Below are 19,886 nucleotides of genomic sequence, written 5' to 3' on the forward strand. Positions count from 1 at the left end.
CCGCCCATGACGCCTTTTCGAGGTTCGTGGGTCACAAGCGGAGTCTCTCCCACCCGATGCCGCGAACATGTTTCGTAGGATAAAGGTAAAGGTAACCAAGCACTTGTGCTTGGCACTGTGAGAACTCCCGGCTGTCTTTGGCAGACCGGGTTTGATTCGTTTGTGGTCCCGGTAGGTGAACTACTTACTCATACACCCCCTAATCGAGGAGAACCACAATCAGCGCTGAAGCTCGCATCAATGAGCGTATCCGAGTACCCGAGGTCCGTTTGGTAGGCCCCGGTGGTGAACAGGTGGGCATCGTCCGTACCGATGATGCTCGCAAGCTTGCGTACGAGGCTGACCTTGACTTGGTTGAGGTAGCCCCGAAGGCAAAGCCCCCAGTGGCCAAGATCATGGACTACGGCAAGTTCAAGTACGAGCAGGCTCAGAAGGCTCGCGAAGCCCGTAAGAACCAGCAGCAGACCGTGGTTAAGGAACAGAAGTTCCGCCCGAAGATCGATGATCACGATTATGAGACCAAGAAGGGTAACGTAGTTCGCTTCCTCGAGAAGGGATCCAAGGTCAAGGTGACCATCATGTTCCGTGGTCGTGAGCAATCGCGTCCGGAGCTGGGTTTCCGCCTCTTGGAGCGTTTGGCCGATGACGTCGCTGAAGTTGGCGTTGTTGAGTCCCGCCCCAAGCAGGATGGTCGCAATATGACCATGGTTTTGGGTCCGGTTCGCAAGGGCAAGAAGTAGACCAGATTCCACGTAGGATTTAAGGACTTAATACTCATGAAGCAGAAGACCCACAAGGGCACCGCAAAGCGTATCAAGGTGACCGGTTCCGGCAAGCTGCGCCGTGAGCAGGCTGGCCGCCGCCACCTGCTGGAGGGCAAGCCGTCCAAGCGTACCCGTCGCCTGAAGGGCACCGAGGCAGTCGCACAGCCTGACACCAAGCGCGTCAAGCGCCTGCTCGGCCGCGCATAATAGCGCCGAATCAACCCACATCCGCCATCACAATCTGAATTAAGGAAGTATCACTGTGGCACGAGTAAAGCGCTCAGTTAACGCAAAGAAGAAGCGTCGCGCGATTCTGAAGTCCGCTAAGGGCTACCGCGGCCAGCGTTCCCGCCTGTACCGTAAGGCGAAGGAGCAGTGGCTGCACTCCATGACTTACGCTTACCGCGATCGTCGCGCTCGTAAGTCTGAGTTCCGTAAGCTGTGGATCCAGCGCATCAACGCTGCTGCCCGCATGAACGACATCACTTACAACCGTCTCATCCACGGCCTGCGCCTGGCTGAGATCGAGGTTGACCGCAAGATCCTGGCTGAGCTTGCTGTCAATGACTTCGAGGCATTCTCCGCACTGTGCGAGGCTGCTAAGGCTGCCCTGCCCGAGGACGTTAACGCTCCTAAGGCTGCCTAGTTACTAGGAATACAACGCCCGTTTCTCCGGCTTATGTGCCGGGCGAAGCGGGCTTTGTTCGTTTTGCATCTATCTGTCCAGTGATCTCGGACTCGCATGTTACATTGAGTCCAGACCCCGAGTGACCCCGAGACCGAGGAGCAGATTGCCTGTGACAAACCCAAATGGTGGCTACCAGCCAGAAAACGGCGAGTATTCTGGCCAGTCCTATGACAACAACCAGGGCCAGCAGTACAACCCCTATAACCAGCAGCCCGGTTACCAGCCGCAATACAACCAAGGCTATGCACCACAACCGAATATGGGTTCCTATCCGGTGCAGCAGCAGTATGTGGCGCAGGGACAGCAAAAGTCTTGGATCGCTACTTTGCTTCTGTGCTTCTTCTTGGGCTCCTTTGGCGCGCATAACTTCTATACCGGCCGCACGACCTTCGGCGTAGCGCAGCTGGTGCTTAATATCTTGGGCTGGGCTACTTTCTGGTTCTTGCTCGGATTCGCGTTTTGGGCCATCGTCGGAATCTGGGTCTTCATTGAGTTCATCATGATCATTGCCGGCGCCGGTGATTACGATAAGGACGCCCGCGGCGTGCCACTAGCTAAGTAGTACCGAACATTGTGATCCTGTTGCCCTACCGGCAACAGGATTTTTGTTTTGCCTACGCATCTGGGGCTGAGTCTGGGGCGAGGCAACTAGTAGGTAGGGTAGGAGCCATGAATTTGGATTTTGACTCTGCCTTTACTGAACGCACTCCGCGCATTGTTAACGCAGCCAAGCTGCACCGCGCGGCTAACCGGAAAAAGGCGAAGCAATTCCTGATTGAGGGAGAAAATGCCGTAGATGCCGCAGTGTCTACTGGCGCTGCTGTCGATGTTTTCGTCACTGAAAAGGCAGCAGAGCGCTTCGGTGACATTATTACCGCGTGTGGATACATGGGGGTCTACGTACATCCCATCACCGATAGGGCGGCTAAGCATTTATCTGATACCGCCACCACCACGGGGCTTTTCGCGCTATGCAAGCCAGTGCTGTGGTCCGCGGGTAAAATCCTTAACGGCAAGCCAAGTTTGGTTTCTGTTCCCGTGCTCACCTCGGAGCCGGGCAATGCAGGCACGTTGATTAGAACTTCCGACGCCATGGGCGCGGATGGAGTAATTTTTGCGGGCGAGACGGTCGATCCGCTCAGCTGCAAGGTAGCGCGCGCTTCAGCCGGTTCGCTCTTTCATGTCCCGGTAGCGCGGGATCCCAATATCAAAGACGTTTTGGGGCAGCTGCGTAAATCGGGCATGCAGATTGTGGCGACGGCCGCCGATGGGGAAGTAGACCTCGCAGAGGCAGATCTATCACAGCCAACGGCGTGGCTTTTTGGCAACGAGGCCCATGGGTTGGGGGAGCTATTGGAAGAAGCCGACATGCGGGTGCGTATTCCGCTACGCGGGCGCGCAGAGTCACTCAACCTAGCGACCGCCGCAAGTATCTGTCTCTATGAGTCAGCAAAGGCCCAAGAGCACAGCTAAGCAGAACCCCGAATGAAAAGGGGGTCCCTGGGGCGGTTGGACTAGCCGGGACAGAGTAAGATTGCACGCGTTAGTTTTCGCGCGAGAAGAAGGTACGAAGTACGTGTCCGATACACCGCAGATCGAATTGACCGAAGAGGCTCTCGGGGCCGCGGCCGATAAGGCTATCGCAGCCTTCGACGCAGCCGAAACGCTCGATGAGCTTGCTGCAGCCCGCCGCGAGCACCTAGGAGATGGCGGCTATATTCCGCAGGCGCGCCAGTCTTTGGGGCAGTTGCCCAAGGATCAGCGCAAGAGCGCTGGCAAGGCTGTCAACATGGCCCGCGGGAAGATGGAAAAGCGCTTTGCCCAGGTTAAGGACGTCTTGGAGCAGAAGGCTCGCGAAGAGCAATTGCGAGCAGAGACCGTAGATGTCACGATCCCTACCACCCGCACTCAGACTGGTGCCCTTCACCCGATTACCGCATTGTCGGAACGCATTGCGGATATTTTCGTCGGCATGGGCTGGGAAATCGCGGATGGCCCCGAGGTTGAGGCGGAGTACTTTAACTTCGACGCCCTGAACTTTAAGCCCGATCACCCAGCACGTACCCTGCAGGATACGTTCCACGTCTCCGGCGAGGGCTCTAAGCAGGTGCTACGCACGCACACCTCTCCGGTACAGGTGCGCACGATGCTGGAGCGCGATGTGCCGCTGTATATCGCTTGCCCAGGTCGCGTATTCCGCACCGATGAACTGGATGCCACCCATACCCCGGTTTTCCACCAGGTAGAGGGTTTGGCGGTGGATAAGGGCCTGACCATGGCTCACCTGCGCGGCACCCTTGAGCACTTGGCCAAGGTGCTGTTCGGCCCGGAGACCACGACGCGCATGCGCGTGAATTACTTCCCGTTCACTGAGCCCTCTGCCGAGGTTGATGTGTGGTTCCCTAATAAGAAGGGCGGGGCCGGCTGGATCGAGTGGGGCGGCTGCGGCATGGTGAATCCCAATGTGCTGCGCGCCGTAGGCGTTGACCCAGAGGAATACACGGGCTTTGCCTTCGGTATGGGCCTCGAGCGCACGCTGCAGTTCCGCAATGGCTTGACCGATATGCGCGACATGGTCGAAGGCGATGTCCGCTTCACCCTGCCGTTTGGCGTGCAGGCTTAAAACCCAGAAAGGATAGACACACTAATGCTTATTTCCCAAGACTGGGTCACCCGCATCCTGGGCGCTAAGAATCCTGGTTGGAATGTTTCCGCTGCCGATATGGACTCCGGATTCGTGCGCGTCGGTTTTGAAACCGAAGGTTATGCTGCCGTTCCGGAGAGCACCGGTCCGCTGGTCATCGGCCAGGTGGTAGAGATCGAGGAACTTACGCAGTTCAAAAAGCCCATCCGCTACTGCCAGGTCAACGTGGGCCAGGCTAATGGTACGGGCGAGCTGCAGGGAATCATTTGCGGTGCCCGCAACTTCCGCCTGAATGACTATGTCGTCGTAGCTCTTCCTGGATCGGAACTGCCAGGTGGCTTCAAAATTGCGGCTCGCGAGACCTACGACCACATCTCCAATGGCATGCTATGCTCCGGCGCTGAGCTCGGTCTAGGTGCACAAGCGAACGGCATCATCGTCTTGGGCGATGACGTCGCCGATAAGGTGGGCGAGGACGCTCGCCCGATTATTGGGCTGCACGATACCGACTTTGACGTCAACATCACCCCGGATCGCGGCTACGCCCTGTCCGCGCGCGGTTTGAGCCGTGAGATTGCCTCGGCTTTCGATCTGGAATTTGCCGATATTGCCGAGGAGCCGTCGGTTGCTGGCATTGATACCTCTGCTGTTCCGGAGGCGCAGGGCTCGCTTATCGACGTCACTCTAGACCCCGCGACCAAGGCGCAGCGTTTCGGCCTGCGCAAGGTCTCTGGCATCGACCCACAGGCGCGCACCCCGTTCTGGCTGGAGCGCGAGCTCATGCTCTGCGGCCAGCGCAGCGTAAACCTGCCCACGGACATTACTAACTATGTGATGTTGCTTTTGGGCGCCCCGATGCATGCCTTTGACGCCAACGTTATCCAAGGAAAACTCGTTGTACGCAATGCGGACGAAGGCGAGAAGTTTGAGACCTTGGATCACGTAAAGCGTGAGCTTTCTGCAGAAGATGTGGTCATCTGCGATGACAACGGCATCCAGTCGCTGGCCGGTGTCATGGGCGGTACCACCTCCGAAATCTCGGCGGAGACCACTGATGTGGTCTTCGAATCCGCTATCTGGGATCCGATCACCGTGGCGCGCACCTCCCGCCGCCATAAGTTGTCGTCCGAGTCCTCCCGCCGCTTCGAGCGCGGCGTGGACCCTGCGGTTGTCGAGGTCGCTCTAGACACTGCATGTGCGCTCTTGCAGCAGCTGGCGGGCGGCACCATTGAGGAAGGCCGGACGCTAATCGGGGACGTCGCCAAGCGCGAGCCCATTGCCCTGCGCACCGCAAAGGCTAGCGAGTATGCCGGCGTTGACTACTCCCGTGAGACTGTGATTTCCCGTCTCGAGGAAGTCGGCTGCGCAGTAGCCGAGGAGGGCGACATGCTGCAGGTAACGCCTGCATCGTGGCGCACCGATATCTCTATGGATGTTGACCTCATTGAGGAAGTCCTACGTCTTGAGGGCTTGGAGGACATTCCTACCGTCCTGCCTACTCCGGCCGGCGGTCGCGGTCTCACCCCAGCGCAGAAGCGTCGCCGCGCTATTGGTCACGGCTTGGCCTATGCCGGTTATGCAGAGGTATTGCCGGCCCCGTTCGTGGCGAACGACACCTTTGATGTGTGGGGCCTAGACAAGGATGATCCTCGCCGCCGCACCGTAGAGGTGCAGAATCCGCTTGAGGCAGATAAGGCCATCTTGTCCACGACTCTGCTCCCGAACATGCTGGAGGCCATCGGGCGCAATGTTGCTCGCGGCCGCAGCGACCTCGCCCTATATGGTCTGCAGCAAGTGGCATTCAAGCGCGCCGAGGCCTCGCCTATGCCTTCCGTAGAGCAGCGACCTTCTGAGCAGGTGGTTTCCGAACTTCTGGATACCCTTCCTGAGCAGCCGTTGCACGTTGCAACGGTGGCCACCGGCAATATTGAGCATGAGGGCCCGTGGGGCGAAGGGCGCGCATATAGCTACGCCGACGCTATCGAATCCGCCCGCCAGGTCGCCCGCGCCGCCGGTGTGGATATCGAGCTGGAGGCAGCGCAGGTTCTGCCCTGGCACCCAGGCCGTTGTGCTGCCGTGAAGGTGGCTGGCACTGACATCGTTCTGGGCCATGCCGGTGAGCTTCACCCGCAGGTTTTGGAGGCGCTGAACTTGCCGGCGCGTACCTGCGCTATGGAACTGGACGTTACCGCTATGCCATTGGAAGAGAAGTTCCCGGCGCCGGTACTGTCCTCCTTCCCAGCGTTGCACCAGGACATCGCGCTCGTGGTGGATGAAGACGTCCCAGCCGAGCGCGTCCGCGCCACGGTGGAAGAGGGGGCGGGCGAACTCATCGAGTCCGTTGAGCTCTTCGACATTTTCCGTGGCGAGCAGTTGGGCGAGGGCAAGAAGTCCCTGGCCTTCCAGCTGCTGTTCCGTGCAGCGGATCGCACGTTGACCGATGAGGAAGTCAATGAGCACCGCACGGCGGCAGCGGAGCTGGCTAAGCAGCGCTTGGGCGCAGAGATGCGCGCATAGCTAGGCCCTAGGAAGGGGCGGTGAGATTTAGCTCACCGTCCCTTTTTTAATACATTTTTCCATTCCTGGCGATGCAATTACCAGGGAATTTCCCCGCTTTGAGTGAATAACATACGGCCGAGTGTATTTATTGCTATAGTCTCGCTTATGACGATTTCAGTAGCAATAGCAGGCGCCACCGGATACGCGGGAAGCGAGATCCTTCGCTTGTTGCTATCTCACCCGGCCTATCTTTGTGGGCGCCTGCGCATTGGCGCGCTCACAGCACATTCCACCGCCGGGAAGACGGTAGGTGAGCTCATGCCACATCTGCCTCAGTTGGCGGGTCGCGTTATTGAAGAGACGACCGTTGATAATCTCCGTGGGCATGATGTTGTCTTTTTCGGCCTACCGCACGGGTACTCTGCTGACATCGCCCAACAACTAGGCCAGCAGACCACCCTGATCGATTGTGCGGCCGATTTTCGCCTTCGTAGCAAGTCCGACTGGGATGCTTTCTATGGCGGCGATTATGCCGGAAGCTGGCCCTATGGAATTCCGGAGGTGCCCGGCAATAGAGAAGCGCTGCGGCGTGCTCACCGAATAGCAGTACCGGGATGTTTTCCTACGGCGGTCACCCTTGGGGTTCTGCCGGCCGTGGCGCACGAGCTCGTTGAGCCGAACCTTTCGGTCATTGCTATTACCGGAGTCTCTGGTGCCGGGAAGAAACCTTCTGTAGCGCAGCTTGGCGCGGAGACCATGGGAAACCTAAAAGCATATAAGCCTGGTGGGACGCACCGGCACACCCCAGAGATCCTGCAAAACCTGCAGCCTTTTGCCAAGGAGAAGCTCTCCGTTAGCTTTACACCTGTTCTCGCGCCCTTGCCCCGTGGGATTTTGGCGACGACTACGGCGGGGCTTAGAGGGGGCGTCGGCAAGCGTGACGTGGAGACAGCATTCCGCGACCTTTATGCCCAAGAGCCCTTTTGCCACGTCCTTCCCACCGGGCAGCAACCCGAAACCCAGAACGTCGTGGGCACCAACATGGTCCATATCCAAGCTCACGTGGACGAACGCGCCCGACGGCTCGTTGTCACATCAGCGCTAGACAACCTGTGCAAGGGAACGGCTGGCGCCGCGTTGCAATGCATGAACCTGGCACTTGGCTGGGATGAAACCTCGGGCCTGCCGCAAGCGGCCGTAGCCCCATAACACTAGGAGAATACAATGAGTACAGCTGGGATCACCGGCCCCGCCGGCTTTAGCGCCGGCGCAACTACAGCGGGGATTAAGCCCTCCGGCACGCCCGATATGGCTTTGGTGGTCAATAACGGACCTCGCTTCGACGCGGCGGCAGTCTTTACCCGTAACCGCGTGGTGGCCTCGCCGGTGAAACTCTCCCACAAGGCGATCAGCGATGGTCAATTGGCTGCGGTCATCTTCAATTCTGGAAACGCCAATGCGTGCAATGGTGCGCAGGGCGACAAGGACGCCGCTGCGCTGGTAGCCGAGGTCGCTCACTCCCTGCGCCTTCCCGAGGGAGACATTGCCGCCTGTTCGACGGGACTTATCGGTGAGCCCATGCCAATGCACAAGGTGTTGGCTGGTGCGGCCGACGTAGTGAAGGGCCTTGGCACGAGTGCGGAACACGCACACGCGGCAGCCGCAGCCATTATGACCACCGATACCGTGACCAAAGAAGCCACCTATACTACGGACGGCTGGTCGGTGGGGGCCATGGGCAAGGGAGTAGGCATGATGGCTCCTTCTCTCGCAACGATGCTGGTATGCCTTACTACCGACGCCGCCGCGAGTGCTCCCGCACTCCACAGCGCCCTAGACAAGGCCGCGGCCAAGACTTTTAACACCCTCGACGTAGATGGGTCTACCTCCACCAATGACACGGTAATCCTCATGTCTTCTGGGGCATCGGGGATTGCACCCAGCCAAGAAGACCTTGATGCTGCGGTGCTCGCGGTGTGCGCGGACATTGCGGACCAATTGCAAGCAGATGCGGAAGGCGTGACTAAGCGCGTCAAAATCACGGTAGAGGGCACGGCCACGGATGATCAGGCCCTCGATGCCGCGCGCACCTTGGGCCGCGACAACCTTTTTAAGTGCGCCATGTTTGGTTCCGATCCTAATTGGGGACGTGTCCTCGCCGCTGTGGGAATGGCAGATGCAGAAATGGATCCGGACAACATCTCCGTCTATTTCAATGACCAGCCGGTCTGTCTAGCATCAACGGGCACGCCGGGGGCACGCGAGGTGGACCTGAGCGGCGCCGATATTGATGTTCGCGTGGATCTGGGCACGGGAGGCGCGGGGTCGGCATTCGTGCGCACGACGGATCTCTCCCATGCCTACGTGGAAATCAATTCGGCGTATAGCTCCTAGGGAGGAGATGAGAATGATTAGCGGACTTAGGGACCACGAGCGGGCCACTGTCTTGGCAGATGCACTGCCGTGGCTCCAGCACTATCGGGACACCATAGTGGTGGTGAAATATGGCGGAAATGCCATGGTGGATGAGGAGCTCAAGGCGGCCTTTGCGGCGGATATGGTCTTTTTGCGCACCGTCGGTGTCCATCCCGTGGTGGTCCACGGTGGCGGGCCACAGATCAACTCTATGCTGCAGAAGCTCGGCATTGAAGGGGAGTTTCGGGGCGGCTTCCGCGTGACCTCGCCGGAAGTCATGGACGTCGTGCGCATGGTGCTGTTTGGGCAGGTGGGCCGCGGATTGGTCAACCTCATCAATTCCCATGGTCCTTATGCAGTGGGGACCTCAGGAGAAGATGCAGGACTATTTCGGGCTACGAAACGGCTGGTGGAGATCGATGGACAACCTACCGATATTGGCATGGTCGGCGACATCGTAGAGGTCAACTCTGCAGCCGTCATGGATATTATCCAGGCCGGACGCATCCCTGTGGTCTCGACCATTGCACCGGGAGAGGATGGCGCTATTTATAACATCAACGCCGATAATGCGGCTGGCGCCTTGGCCAGCGCGATTGGGGCTGAGCGATTAATCATCCTTACCAACGTAGAAGGGCTATATACGGACTGGCCGAACCGTGAGTCCTTGGTATCAAAGATTGAATGTGGCCGGCTATCCCATCTATTGCCGCACTTGGACTCCGGCATGATTCCCAAAATGGAGTCCTGCCTTAAGGCGGTAAAAGCTGGGGTATCGGCCGCCCACGTTATTGATGGCCGGATTGGTCACTCGGTGCTTTTAGAACTATTTACCCCTGGCGGCGTCGGAACCATGGTGCTGCCAGATGACTATGACAAACACGACTACCCCGAAGGGACCATCTTCAGGAAGGACGATGCAGCATGAACAAGCCACCGAGCTTGACCACACGGTGGTCGGAGACGATTGTAGATACCTACGGCACGCCACCGATAGGCTTCGTCTCCGGCCAAGGAGCAACGCTTACCGATGAGGAGGGGAAGAGCTATATCGACCTTCTCGCTGGGATTGCTGTCAATTCTTTGGGCTATGGCAATGAGCAGGTGGCGCAGGCGGTTTCGCACCAGGCCCGCACCTTGGTGCATACCTCGAACCTCTTTGCCACGCAGCCGGTGCTCGACGCCGGGGAGAAGTTGATTAGGCGGGTAGGGGATAGCGGTGCCCGCGTCTTCTTCTGCAACTCTGGCGCCGAAGCGAACGAGGCCGCATTTAAGCTTGCCCGCTTGACTGGCAGGCGCCGAATCCTCGCGGCAGAACACGGCTTCCATGGCCGCACCATGGGTGCGCTTGCCCTGACCGGCCAGCCCGATAAGCAGCGCGCCTTCCACCCACTACCGGGCGGAGTGGAGTTTTACCCGTTCGGCGACGTGGATTACCTGCGCCACTTGGTCGAGCAAGATCCCACCGATACTGCGGCTATCATCCTTGAGCCCATTCAGGGAGAGACCGGCGTCATTCCGGCCCCTGCGGGATTCATGCAGAAGGTAAGCGAGCTGTGCGATGAATACGGCATTTTGCTCATGGTGGATGAAGTGCAGACGGGCGTGGGCCGTACGGGTACTTTTTTCGCCCACGAGGTAGAAGGCGTTCAACCGGATGTCATCACCATGGCAAAGGGTTTGGGCGCCGGAGTACCCGTCGGTGCGACCATTGCCCGAGGTCGCGCCAAGGATTTGTTTAAACCTGGCTCCCACGGCACCACCTTTGGCGGAAATCCCGTGGCCTGTGCTGCGGCAAACGTAGTACTTGACACCGTGGATGCGGAATTTCTTGCGGAAGTTACCCGTAAGGGCGACTATCTGCGGCAAGAGATTGAAAAACTGCCGCTTGTAGAACACGTACGCGGCCGCGGCTTGATGCTCGGCATTGTATTAGCAAAACCGGTGGCTAAGCAGGCCGTGCGCGATGGGCTTGCACAGGGGATCATCCTCAACGCACCCAGTGAGAATGTACTCCGCCTTACCCCGCCCTTGGTTATTTCCCACGATGAACTAGACACAGCACTGACAACACTTCGGACGATAATGGAGGAACTGGCATGAGCCTGCGACACTTTTTGGCTGACGACGATCTCAGCCCACAAGAACAAGCAACCATTTTGGACCTAGCTGAAAAGCTCAAGAAGGATCCCTTTGCGGAGCGCCCACTGGAGGGGCCTAAGACCGTGGCGGTGCTCTTTGATAAGACGTCTACGCGGACCCGCTTTTCCTTTGAAACCGCAGTAGCGAATATGGGCGGCAGGGGCATTACCGTCGATACTTCTACGACTCAGATGGGCAAAGGGGAGTCCTACCAAGACACGGCCGCGGTGCTTTCGCGGTACGTGGAGGCAATCGTGTGGCGCACCTTTGACCATGACAATCTCCTCCAGATGGCGGAGACTGCTACCGTTCCTCTGGTGAATGCGCTTTCCGACGACCTGCATCCCTGCCAGATTTTGGCTGACCTGCTGACCTGTCGTGAGAATTTGGGTGATCTCAATGGCAAAAAGGCCGTCTACCTGGGCGATGGCGATAATAATATGGCTAACTCCTACATGATTGGTCTCGCCACGGCTGGCATGGACGTCTCTATTATCGCGCCCGAAGGATTCCAGCCGCGCCAGGAATTCGTCGACCGCGCGCGCAAGCGGGGCAACATCACCATTACTGATGACGTCGATGAAGTTGAAGGCGCAGACGTAGTCATCACAGATACTTGGATCTCTATGGGGCAGGAAAACGATGGCCGCGATAGGCGTACGCCGTTTCTGCCATATCAGGTTGATTCGACCATAATGAGCAAGGCGCATAAGGATGCAATATTCTTACATTGTTTGCCGGCGTACCGTGGAAATGAGGTCACGGCTGAGGTAATTGATGGACCACAGTCGCGCGTCTTTGATGAAGCGGAAAACCGCCTGCATGCGCAGAAAGCGCTTCTTGTCTGGTTGCTCGAAATAAATAAGGAGACCAACTAAGTAATGAACACCCCGACCACCCGCAATGCTCGGCAGGCCAAGATCTTGGAGATTTTAGATCGCAATCGCGTCACCAGCCAGGTGCAACTATCCGAGCTTCTTCTCGCAGACGGCATCGACATCACGCAAGCCACTTTGTCCCGTGACTTGGATGAGTTGGGAGCGAAGAAGGTAAAGCGCGATGGTGGCCGTTCCTACTACGTGGTCGGCGGTGAGCTGGAGCAATTTGAAGACCAGGTGGGCGGTCCCCGTGAAAAGCTGCGCCGCATGCTCGATGAGCTGGTGGTATCCCATGATTCTTCCGGCAATATAGCCATGCTGCGCACCCCAGCCGGTGCGGCCCAGTACCTTGCCAGCTTTATTGACAGGGTGGGGCTGCACGATGTCATTGGTTGCATCGCCGGCGATGACACCATCTTCGTCTTGGCGCGCGAGGGCGTCACGGGCGCAGATTTGGCAGTGACACTTACCACGCGGAATATTTAGACGGCGGTGGTGGCAATCCAGACCACCATCGTATATTATGTACTTAGATGAATTGTTTCCAATAGAGCAAGGAGATTAACCATGTCCGCACGCGTAGTCTTGGCTTACTCTGGTGGCCTTGATACTTCCGTTGCCATCCCATACCTGGCAAAAATGACCGGTGGTGACGTAGTCGCCGTTTCCCTGGACTTGGGCCAGGGCGGCGAAGATATGGAATCGGTTCGCCAGCGTGCACTTGACTGCGGTGCCGTAGAGTCCATCGTTATCGATGCCAAGGATGAGTTTGCAGAGGAATACTGCGTTCCCACCATCAAGGCAAACGGCATGTACATGAAGCAGTACCCGCTGGTATCGGCTATTTCCCGCCCCCTCATTACCAAGCACTTGGTGAAAGCGGCCCAGGAATTCGGCGGAACCCACGTCTCCCACGGCTGCACCGGCAAGGGTAATGACCAGGTACGCTTCGAGGTTTCCTTCCGTGCCCAGGATCCTTCCCTCGAAATCATCGCCCCTGCACGCGATTATGCCTGGACCCGCGATAAGGCCATTGCCTTCGCGGAAGAGATTAACCTGCCGATTGAGCAGTCCGCTTCCTCGCCATTTTCCATCGATCAGAACCTGTGGGGCCGCGCGGTAGAGACCGGTTTTCTTGAGGATCTGTGGAACCCGCCAACAAAGGATCTCTACGCCTATACCGAGGACCCGGGCCTGGGTAATGCCCCGGATGAAATCATCATCTCCTTTGAGAAGGGCATCCCGGCGGCGGTCGATGGCCAGAAGATGTCCCCGCTGCAGATTATTGAAGAGGTCAACCGCCGCGCTGGTGCGCAGGGCATTGGCCGTCTGGATATGGTGGAGGACCGCTTGGTAGGCATTAAGTCCCGTGAGGTCTATGAGGCTCCAGGCGCTATGGTCCTCATCCAGGCCCACGAGGCGCTGGAGGATGTCACCGTGGAGCGCGAGTTGGCTCGCTACAAGCGCTTGACCGATGCCCGCTGGTCCGAGGAGGTCTATGACGGTCTCTGGCACTCGCCGCTGAAGCGTTCTCTGGATGCCTTCGTTGAGGAGTCCCAGGAAAACGTCACCGGTGATATTCGCCTGAGCATGCATGCCGGTACCGCCACAGTCACCGGCCGCCGTTCCGGCCAGTCGCTGTACTCCTTTGACCTGGCTACTTATGACACTGGCGATACCTTCGATCAGACCGCTGCTAAAGGCTTTGTGCAGCTGCACGGCCTGTCCACCCAGATCTCCAACCAGCGCGACCGCGACGGCGGTTTCCCTACCAGCGCGCAGAAGTAGGAGCACATGGAACCGCATAAGACTAATGAGGGTGCCCTATGGGGCGGCCGCTTCTCGGGTGGTCCATCTGAGGCGATGTTTGCCCTCTCTGTATCTACTCACTTTGACTGGGTGCTGGCACCATATGACGTACTAGCCTCCAAGGCGCATGCCAAGGTACTGCACAAAGCTGGCTTGCTTTCCGACGTCGACTTGGACACCATGCTCTCCGGTCTCACCGAGCTAGGGGAGAAAGTGGCCTCCGGTGAGTTCCGCCCAGCGCCCACGGACGAGGACGTCCACGGTGCGATGGAGCGCGGGCTCATCGAGATTGTGGGTCCAGAGGTAGGCGGTCGCCTGCGTGCCGGCCGTTCCCGTAATGACCAGGTCGCGACGCTGTTTCGCATGTGGGTGCGCGATGCCATTCGCGATACCGCGGCTCAGGTGAGCGACTTGGTGGATGCCTTGGCTGATCAGGCAGCAGCACATCCGGACGCCATTATGCCGGGCAAAACCCACTCGCAGGCGGCACAGCCAGTTCTTTTGGCGCATGAGCTACTGGGCCATGCGCAGCCACTTCTGCGCGATATTGAGCGTCTGCAGGACCTGGATAAGCGCTTGGCTGTATCGCCCTACGGTTCCGGCGCTCTAGCCGGCTCCTCTTTGCAGCTAGATCCGGAAGCCATTGCGGAAGAGCTCGGCTTTGATGCCGCCGCGGAGAACTCCTTGGATGGTACTGCGGCTCGTGACTTCGCCTCTGAAACGGCATTTGTCTTGGCGCAGATTGCCGTCGACATGTCCCGACTTTCGGAAGAGATTATCTACTGGTGCACGCCCGAATACGGCTACGTCGCCCTCGATGATGCATGGTCGACCGGCTCGTCCATCATGCCGCAAAAGAAAAATCCGGACGTGCCAGAGCTTACCCGCGGCAAGACCGGCCGCCTTATTGGTAACCTCACCGGTCTCCTGTCCACGCTAAAGGCACAGCCGCTGGCCTATAACCGCGACCTGCAGGAAGATAAGGAACCCATCGTTGATTCGGTGGCGCAGCTTAACCTGCTGCTGCCGGCAATGACGGGGCTGGTGTCCACGCTGACTTTCCACGAGGACCGCATGCGCGAACTTGCCCCGCGCGGGTTCACGCTGGCTACCGACTTGGCCGAATGGATGGTTCGCCAAGGCGTTCCTTTCCGCGAGGCGCACGAAGCGTCTGGCGCCTGCGTGCGCATCGCTGAGGAGCGGGGAGTTGACCTGGTGGAGCTCACCGATGAGGAATTGGCGGACGTCGACAAGCGGCTGAAGCCTAGCGTCCGTGAAGTACTCACTATCGACGGGGCAGTGGCCTCTCGTGCCACCAAGGGCGGCACCGCTGGTGTCCGCGTGGCTGAGCAGCGCGAGACTGTCCGTGAGCGTGCCGCGGCTGCTCGCGCGTGGGCGCAGAAGCCGCTGCGCTAATTCTCAGTGCGCTTTAAAAACCGCATGGTCTTTGGCCATGCGGTTCTTTTTGTCTCGCTGCGGGGGTGGGAGATTGACCCCCATTCCCAACCCTTCAACTGCGTTGTTGAACATAATGGGGGTACCGGTGACATGGGTAACAGTGTGGTGCGTTAGTATTCTTGCAGGGAATGTGACCTAACAGACTCGTTCACCGTAATGAAAGGACGATCTCTCCTATGACAGTAAATTCTCCGCCGTCCCCAGATGGGCCACACGAGAATGAAAAGGCGGTCTACGCCTCGGAAGACCACGGCCTGCAAAAGGGAATGGGCAATCGCCAGTTACAGATGATCGCCATCGGTTCCGCAATCGGTACTGGCCTTCTCCTGGGCACCGGCAGCCGCCTGCAAGACGCGGGCCCCTTCCTCGCCGTGCTGTACCTCGTATGTGGCTTCTTTGGCTACATCATCTTGCGTTCACTTGGCGAGCTCATCGTCTATCGCCCCAGCTCCGGCTCATTCGTGTCTTATGCTCGCGAGTTTTATGGCGAGAAGACCGCTTTCGTCACCGGCTGGTTGTACTGGGGAAACTGGGCCATGACCCTTGTGGCGGATGGCACAGCCGTCGCCATCTACATAAAGTGGTTTAGTCAGTACACGTCGTGGCTCGACTCCGTCCCGCAGTGGACACTTGCGCTCGTGGTCATCTGCGGCATCCTCCTGTTCAATATGCTCTCGGTGAAGATCTTCGGCGAGCTGGAGTACTGGTTCTCCTTGATTAAGATCGTCGCGCTGCTCATCTTCATGTTTGTGGCCATCGGCGTCCTCATCTTTGGCCACCCGAGTGGCGACCCGACCGGCTTTAGCCTCATTTCTGATACCGGCGGCTGGCTGCCTAATGGCTTGATGCCTGCCGTGATCGTCATCCAGGGCGTCGTCTTCGCCTATGCCGGCATTGAGCTTGTCGGCACCACCTCCGGCGAGACCAAGAACGTAGAAAAGCACATTCCGCGTGCAGTCAACAACGTGCTGCTGCGCATCCTGATTTTCTACTTCGGTTCCGTGCTGCTGCTCACGCTCGTGCTGCCGTACACCAATTACGTCGCTGACGTATCGCCATTTGTGACCTTCTTTGAGTCCCTCGGTGTAGGTGCGGCGGCCCCGATTTTCCAGCTTGTCGTTATCACCGCTGCGATTTCCTCGCTCAACGCCGGCCTGTATTCCACCGGCCGCATTATGTACAACATGTCCACTTCCGGCTCCGGCCCGAAGTTTGGCGCTCGCATGTCAAAGTCTGGCGTGCCCTACGGAGGCATCGTCATGGCGGCCATGGTGGGCTTGGTAGGCGTCTTCCTCAACTATGTGGTGCCGGAGATGGCGTTTGAAATCGTGCTAAACCTGGCAGCCTTGGGTACATTGGCGTCCTGGGCGGCAGTTGCGCTCTCGCACCTCAAATTTGTGCGCCTGGCTAAGAGTGGAAGCTACACCCGACCGGGATACCGCTCGCCGTTTGGCGAAGGCGGAGACTGGGCAGTGCTCATCTTCATTGGCCTAGTCATTATCTTGATGGCCTTTGATTATCCAATCGGTACTTTTGCACTTGCGTCGACCCTGCTCCTCGTTCCGGTCTTTATGGCAATGTGGTACGCATGGCGCGACCGCATTCGCGCCATCGCGGAAGAGAAGAAGGCCAAGCACCTGCCAACCTCCAGCTTCCCGGCCGCACCGCAAACAGACCTTCACCCAAAGAAATAGAAAGGAACTTTTATGAACCACGCAGTTAAGTTCGTAGATGTAGAGAATATGGCGCGCTGGATTCAGCGCGAAGGCGTAGAAAACATCATTACCGGAATGGTGGACTACCTCGAGGCCGACTACCGCGAGTGGGAGCGCTTCGACAAGATTCCGCGCGTTGCCTCCCACACCCCGTTCGGCGTTATCGAGCTCATGCCTACCTCCAATGGCAAGGAGTACTCCTTCAAGTACGTCAACGGTCACCCCTCCAACCCGGCTCGCGGTTTCCAGACCGTCACTGCCTTTGGCGTGCTTGCCGACGTCGACAATGGTTACCCCACCTTCGAAGCCGAGATGACGCTGCTTACTGCCCTGCGTACCGCCGCGACGTCCGCCATGGTGGCAAAGCACTTGGCGCGCAAGGATTCCAAGCGCATGGCCATGGTTGGAGCCGGCTCCCAGTCCGAGTTCCAGGCACTTGGCTTCCGCGGCGTTATGGGAATTGAGGACATCACCATCTATGACATCGACCCTGAGGCGGTAGAAAAGTTCAAGCGCAACTTGGAGCCACTGGGCTTTAATATCACTGCTTGCTCCAGCGTCGACGAGGCGGTTTTGGGTGCAGACATCATCACCACCTGTACCGCAGACAAGGCTCAAAACCAGATTCTGGCTGAGCGCCACGTCGCTCCAGGCGTCCACCTCAATGCCGTTGGCGGTGACTGCCCGGGCAAGACCGAGCTGGAGAGCTCCATCCTGGACAAGTCCAAGGTCTTCGTAGAGTTCCCAGAGCAGACCCGTATCGAAGGTGAAATCCAGCAGAAGCCGGAGGACTTCCCGGTTGTCGAGTTCTACCAGGTGCTCACTGGCCAGGCCACCGGCCGCGATGACGATGAGCAGATCACCCTCTTCGACGATGTCGGATTCGCCATCAACGACTTCTCCGCCCTGCGTTACCTGCGCGATTCCGTCAAGGGCACCGATTTGGAGTCCGAGATTGACATCATCGCCAACCCCGATGATCCCAAGGATCTCTTCTCCCTGGTTGCAAACGTTCCGTCCCTGCTCTAAGGCCAAAGTGGGGTAGGGGGATCCAACTTCTTCCTCTACCCGCTAAGATAAGACGCATGAGTCTTGACCCGAAGTTGCTAGAGGTCCTTGTCTGCCCGCAAGACAAGGGCCCTTTGACATATCTGGAAGATAAACAGGTTCTCGTCAACGAGCGGCTGGGCATTGCCTATCCCATTGAGGATGACATCCCAGTGATGCTTGTAGACCACGCCCAGAAATGGCCAGCTTAACCTCGACTCTCAGAAAGACTCCCATGAATATCATCGATGAACTGCAATGGCGTGGACTGATTAACCAGTCCACCGATCTTGAGGCCCTGCGCGAGGCATGCGAGAACCCCATCGCACTGTACTGCGGCTTCGACCCCACGGGTGACTCCCTCCATGCAGGCCACTTGGTTCCACTCATCATGCTGCGCCGCTTCCAAAACGCCGGCCACCACCCAATCGCACTGGCGGGTGGCGCAACTGGCTTCATCGGCGATCCGCGCGACGTCGGCGAGCGTTCGATGCTGAGTGAGGAAGACCTGGCCCATAACCTCGAAGCCATCAAGGGGCAGCTGCGTCGGTTCATCGATTTCGACGGCGAGCAGGCTGCCACCATGGTCAACAACGCCGATTGGACCATGAACATGTCCGTCATCGACTTTTTGCGTGACGTAGGAAAGAACTTCTCCCTAAACACGATGCTGGATCGCGATACCGTAAAGCGGCGCCTCGAGGGCGACGGCATTTCTTACACCGAGTTTTCCTACATGCTCTTGCAGTCCAATGACTTTGTGCAGCTCCGGCGCGAGCGCGATTGCGTATTGCAGATCGGCGGCGGCGATCAGTGGGGCAACATCGTCTCTGGCGTAGACCTTAACCGTCGTATCGATGGCACCAAGGTACATGGTCTTACGGTGCCGCTGGTTACCGACGCCTCCGGACAGAAGTTCGGCAAGTCTACTGGCGGCGGAAAGCTTTGGCTCGATCCGGAAAAGACTTCCGCATACTCCTGGTACCAGTACTTCCTCAATGCCGGTGATTCTGTAGTCATTGACTACCTGCGCTGGTTTACCTTCCTGACGCAGGAGGAAATTGCGGAATACGAGCGCGCGGTGGAAGAGGAGCCTTATAAGCGTGCGGCTCAGCGTCGCTTGGCTCAAGAGATGACCGATCTGGTTCACGGCGAACAGGCAACCAAGGCTGTCGAGCTTGCTGCTCAAGCACTATTCGGTAAGGCGGAACTTTCCGAGCTTGATGAAAAGACCCTTGCCGGTGCGCTTTCGGAAACCACTGTCGCGGAAATTGCCGCCGGCGAACCGCGCACCATTGTTGACCTACTGGTGGCCAGCGGTTTGGCCGATTCCAAGGGTGCTGCTCGCCGCACCATCAAGGAAGGCGGCGCCTACGTCAATAACCAGCGCATCGAATCGGCAGAGTGGGAGCCGTCTACCGACGACCTCCTGCATGGCAGCTGGCTCGTTCTGCGCCGAGGCAAGAAGAACTTCGCTGGCGCTAAGTTGAGCTAAGCAGCAATAGATGACGCCCATTCCACTCGTTGGAAGGGCGTCATTTTTCATTTTTGCATTCTGTCCTGCGGGTTTGTGTTGTGTGGTTGTGGTGGGCTACATTAATCCAAGTCGCCGCGAGGTAGCCGGGAGGTTACTTCTTTGCGAATTTTGTACGGGCTTGGTTCGATGATTTGACAGGGTTCAATGATTTGAGTAAGTTTGTACGAGCCGCCAACGAGAGGTTAACGGGAAGTTAATTTTTTGTGGCGTGCGGATGATGTTTGAGAACTCAATAGTGTGCCAATGTACTTTTTATTTTTTGTGTGCATGGTTGTGTGTTGATTGGTTTG

At 58.0% G+C, this 19,886-nt stretch carries 19 protein-coding genes; all 19 read left to right on the top strand.

Going from position 1 to position 19,886, the window contains the following annotated elements:
• The first annotated feature begins 218 nt into the window (after positions 1-218).
• Positions 219-740 carry a translation initiation factor IF-3 gene (infC, locus tag QP965_RS10650; RefSeq protein ID WP_080970442.1) on the top strand — a complete coding sequence of 174 codons (522 nt, stop codon included), beginning with the start codon at positions 219-221 and terminating at the stop codon, positions 738-740.
• A gap of 36 nt (positions 741-776) precedes the next feature.
• Positions 777-971 carry a 50S ribosomal protein L35 gene (rpmI, locus tag QP965_RS10655; RefSeq protein ID WP_005323265.1) on the top strand — a complete coding sequence of 65 codons (195 nt, stop codon included), beginning with the start codon at positions 777-779 and terminating at the stop codon, positions 969-971.
• Between the two features lie 55 nt (positions 972-1,026).
• Positions 1,027-1,410, top strand: coding sequence for a 50S ribosomal protein L20 (rplT, locus tag QP965_RS10660; protein WP_005323264.1), 384 nt, complete (start codon positions 1,027-1,029; stop codon positions 1,408-1,410).
• 151 nt (positions 1,411-1,561) lie between these two features.
• Entirely contained in the window at positions 1,562-2,014 is a 453-nt protein-coding gene (locus QP965_RS10665; RefSeq protein WP_284844869.1) for a TM2 domain-containing protein, read from the top strand.
• Between the two features lie 107 nt (positions 2,015-2,121).
• Positions 2,122-2,925: a TrmH family RNA methyltransferase gene (locus tag QP965_RS10670; RefSeq protein ID WP_239279288.1), complete on the top strand. Its 804-nt coding sequence runs from the start codon at positions 2,122-2,124 to the stop codon at positions 2,923-2,925.
• 103 nt (positions 2,926-3,028) lie between these two features.
• Positions 3,029-4,075 (top strand): phenylalanine--tRNA ligase subunit alpha, encoded by a 1,047-nt coding sequence (pheS, locus tag QP965_RS10675; protein ID WP_005327862.1) that lies wholly within the window; start codon positions 3,029-3,031, stop codon positions 4,073-4,075.
• 24 nt (positions 4,076-4,099) lie between these two features.
• Complete coding sequence (gene pheT / locus QP965_RS10680) at positions 4,100-6,613, top strand: phenylalanine--tRNA ligase subunit beta (protein WP_284844870.1); 2,514 nt, start codon at positions 4,100-4,102, stop codon at positions 6,611-6,613.
• 147 nt (positions 6,614-6,760) lie between these two features.
• On the top strand, positions 6,761-7,804 hold the full coding sequence (argC, locus tag QP965_RS10685; RefSeq protein ID WP_284844871.1) for an N-acetyl-gamma-glutamyl-phosphate reductase: 1,044 nt from the start codon (positions 6,761-6,763) through the stop codon (positions 7,802-7,804).
• A 15-nt stretch (positions 7,805-7,819) separates the two neighbouring features.
• Positions 7,820-8,989, top strand: a complete 1,170-nt coding sequence (argJ, locus tag QP965_RS10690) for a bifunctional glutamate N-acetyltransferase/amino-acid acetyltransferase ArgJ (RefSeq protein WP_284844872.1) — start codon at positions 7,820-7,822, stop codon at positions 8,987-8,989.
• Between the two features lie 13 nt (positions 8,990-9,002).
• Positions 9,003-9,938, top strand: a complete 936-nt coding sequence (gene argB / locus QP965_RS10695; protein WP_284844873.1) for an acetylglutamate kinase — start codon at positions 9,003-9,005, stop codon at positions 9,936-9,938.
• Positions 9,935-11,113, top strand: coding sequence for an acetylornithine transaminase (locus tag QP965_RS10700; RefSeq protein WP_284844874.1), 1,179 nt, complete (start codon positions 9,935-9,937; stop codon positions 11,111-11,113). Before argB ends, QP965_RS10700 begins: the two co-directional genes overlap by 4 nt.
• Complete coding sequence (gene argF / locus QP965_RS10705) at positions 11,110-12,030, top strand: ornithine carbamoyltransferase (protein ID WP_284844875.1); 921 nt, start codon at positions 11,110-11,112, stop codon at positions 12,028-12,030. The genes QP965_RS10700 and argF overlap by 4 nt, the downstream gene beginning before the upstream one ends.
• Positions 12,031-12,033: 3 nt before the next feature.
• Positions 12,034-12,516, top strand: a complete 483-nt coding sequence (locus tag QP965_RS10710) for an arginine repressor (RefSeq protein WP_005323257.1) — start codon at positions 12,034-12,036, stop codon at positions 12,514-12,516.
• An 81-nt stretch (positions 12,517-12,597) separates the two neighbouring features.
• Entirely contained in the window at positions 12,598-13,818 is a 1,221-nt protein-coding gene (locus QP965_RS10715) for an argininosuccinate synthase (RefSeq protein WP_284767343.1), read from the top strand.
• A 6-nt stretch (positions 13,819-13,824) separates the two neighbouring features.
• Positions 13,825-15,255 (top strand): argininosuccinate lyase, encoded by a 1,431-nt coding sequence (argH, locus tag QP965_RS10720; protein ID WP_284844876.1) that lies wholly within the window; start codon positions 13,825-13,827, stop codon positions 15,253-15,255.
• Positions 15,256-15,473: 218 nt separating this feature from the next.
• Complete coding sequence (locus QP965_RS10725; RefSeq protein WP_284767341.1) at positions 15,474-16,991, top strand: amino acid permease; 1,518 nt, start codon at positions 15,474-15,476, stop codon at positions 16,989-16,991.
• Between the two features lie 12 nt (positions 16,992-17,003).
• Positions 17,004-18,041, top strand: a complete 1,038-nt coding sequence (ocd, locus tag QP965_RS10730) for an ornithine cyclodeaminase (RefSeq protein WP_005323253.1) — start codon at positions 17,004-17,006, stop codon at positions 18,039-18,041.
• Between the two features lie 56 nt (positions 18,042-18,097).
• Positions 18,098-18,271, top strand: a complete 174-nt coding sequence (locus QP965_RS10735; RefSeq protein ID WP_005323252.1) for a Trm112 family protein — start codon at positions 18,098-18,100, stop codon at positions 18,269-18,271.
• A 23-nt stretch (positions 18,272-18,294) separates the two neighbouring features.
• A complete protein-coding gene (gene tyrS, locus QP965_RS10740; protein WP_284767340.1) occupies positions 18,295-19,554 on the top strand; it encodes a tyrosine--tRNA ligase in 1,260 nt (419 codons plus the stop codon).
• The last annotated feature ends 332 nt before the right edge of the window (positions 19,555-19,886 follow it).

Source organism: Corynebacterium sp. MSK074, assembly GCF_030229735.1.
GTDB lineage: Bacteria > Actinomycetota > Actinomycetes > Mycobacteriales > Mycobacteriaceae > Corynebacterium.

Bases quoted from the DNA above. Each gene is read 5' to 3' on its own strand.
- argJ (WP_284844872.1), top strand. From the start codon at position 7,820: ATGAGTACAGCTGGGATCACCGGCCCCGCCGGCTTTAGCGCCGGCGCA.
- QP965_RS10715 (WP_284767343.1), top strand. From the start codon at position 12,598: ATGTCCGCACGCGTAGTCTTGGCTTACTCTGGTGGCCTTGATACTTCC.
- QP965_RS10700 (WP_284844874.1), top strand. From the start codon at position 9,935: ATGAACAAGCCACCGAGCTTGACCACACGGTGGTCGGAGACGATTGTA.
- argF (WP_284844875.1), top strand. From the start codon at position 11,110: ATGAGCCTGCGACACTTTTTGGCTGACGACGATCTCAGCCCACAAGAA.
- QP965_RS10710 (WP_005323257.1), top strand. From the start codon at position 12,034: ATGAACACCCCGACCACCCGCAATGCTCGGCAGGCCAAGATCTTGGAG.
- ocd (WP_005323253.1), top strand. From the start codon at position 17,004: ATGAACCACGCAGTTAAGTTCGTAGATGTAGAGAATATGGCGCGCTGG.
- QP965_RS10725 (WP_284767341.1), top strand. From the start codon at position 15,474: ATGACAGTAAATTCTCCGCCGTCCCCAGATGGGCCACACGAGAATGAA.
- argH (WP_284844876.1), top strand. From the start codon at position 13,825: ATGGAACCGCATAAGACTAATGAGGGTGCCCTATGGGGCGGCCGCTTC.
- QP965_RS10735 (WP_005323252.1), top strand. From the start codon at position 18,098: ATGAGTCTTGACCCGAAGTTGCTAGAGGTCCTTGTCTGCCCGCAAGAC.
- argC (WP_284844871.1), top strand. From the start codon at position 6,761: ATGACGATTTCAGTAGCAATAGCAGGCGCCACCGGATACGCGGGAAGC.
- rpmI (WP_005323265.1), top strand. From the start codon at position 777: ATGAAGCAGAAGACCCACAAGGGCACCGCAAAGCGTATCAAGGTGACC.
- argB (WP_284844873.1), top strand. From the start codon at position 9,003: ATGATTAGCGGACTTAGGGACCACGAGCGGGCCACTGTCTTGGCAGAT.
- tyrS (WP_284767340.1), top strand. From the start codon at position 18,295: ATGAATATCATCGATGAACTGCAATGGCGTGGACTGATTAACCAGTCC.
- pheT (WP_284844870.1), top strand. From the start codon at position 4,100: ATGCTTATTTCCCAAGACTGGGTCACCCGCATCCTGGGCGCTAAGAAT.
- QP965_RS10670 (WP_239279288.1), top strand. From the start codon at position 2,122: ATGAATTTGGATTTTGACTCTGCCTTTACTGAACGCACTCCGCGCATT.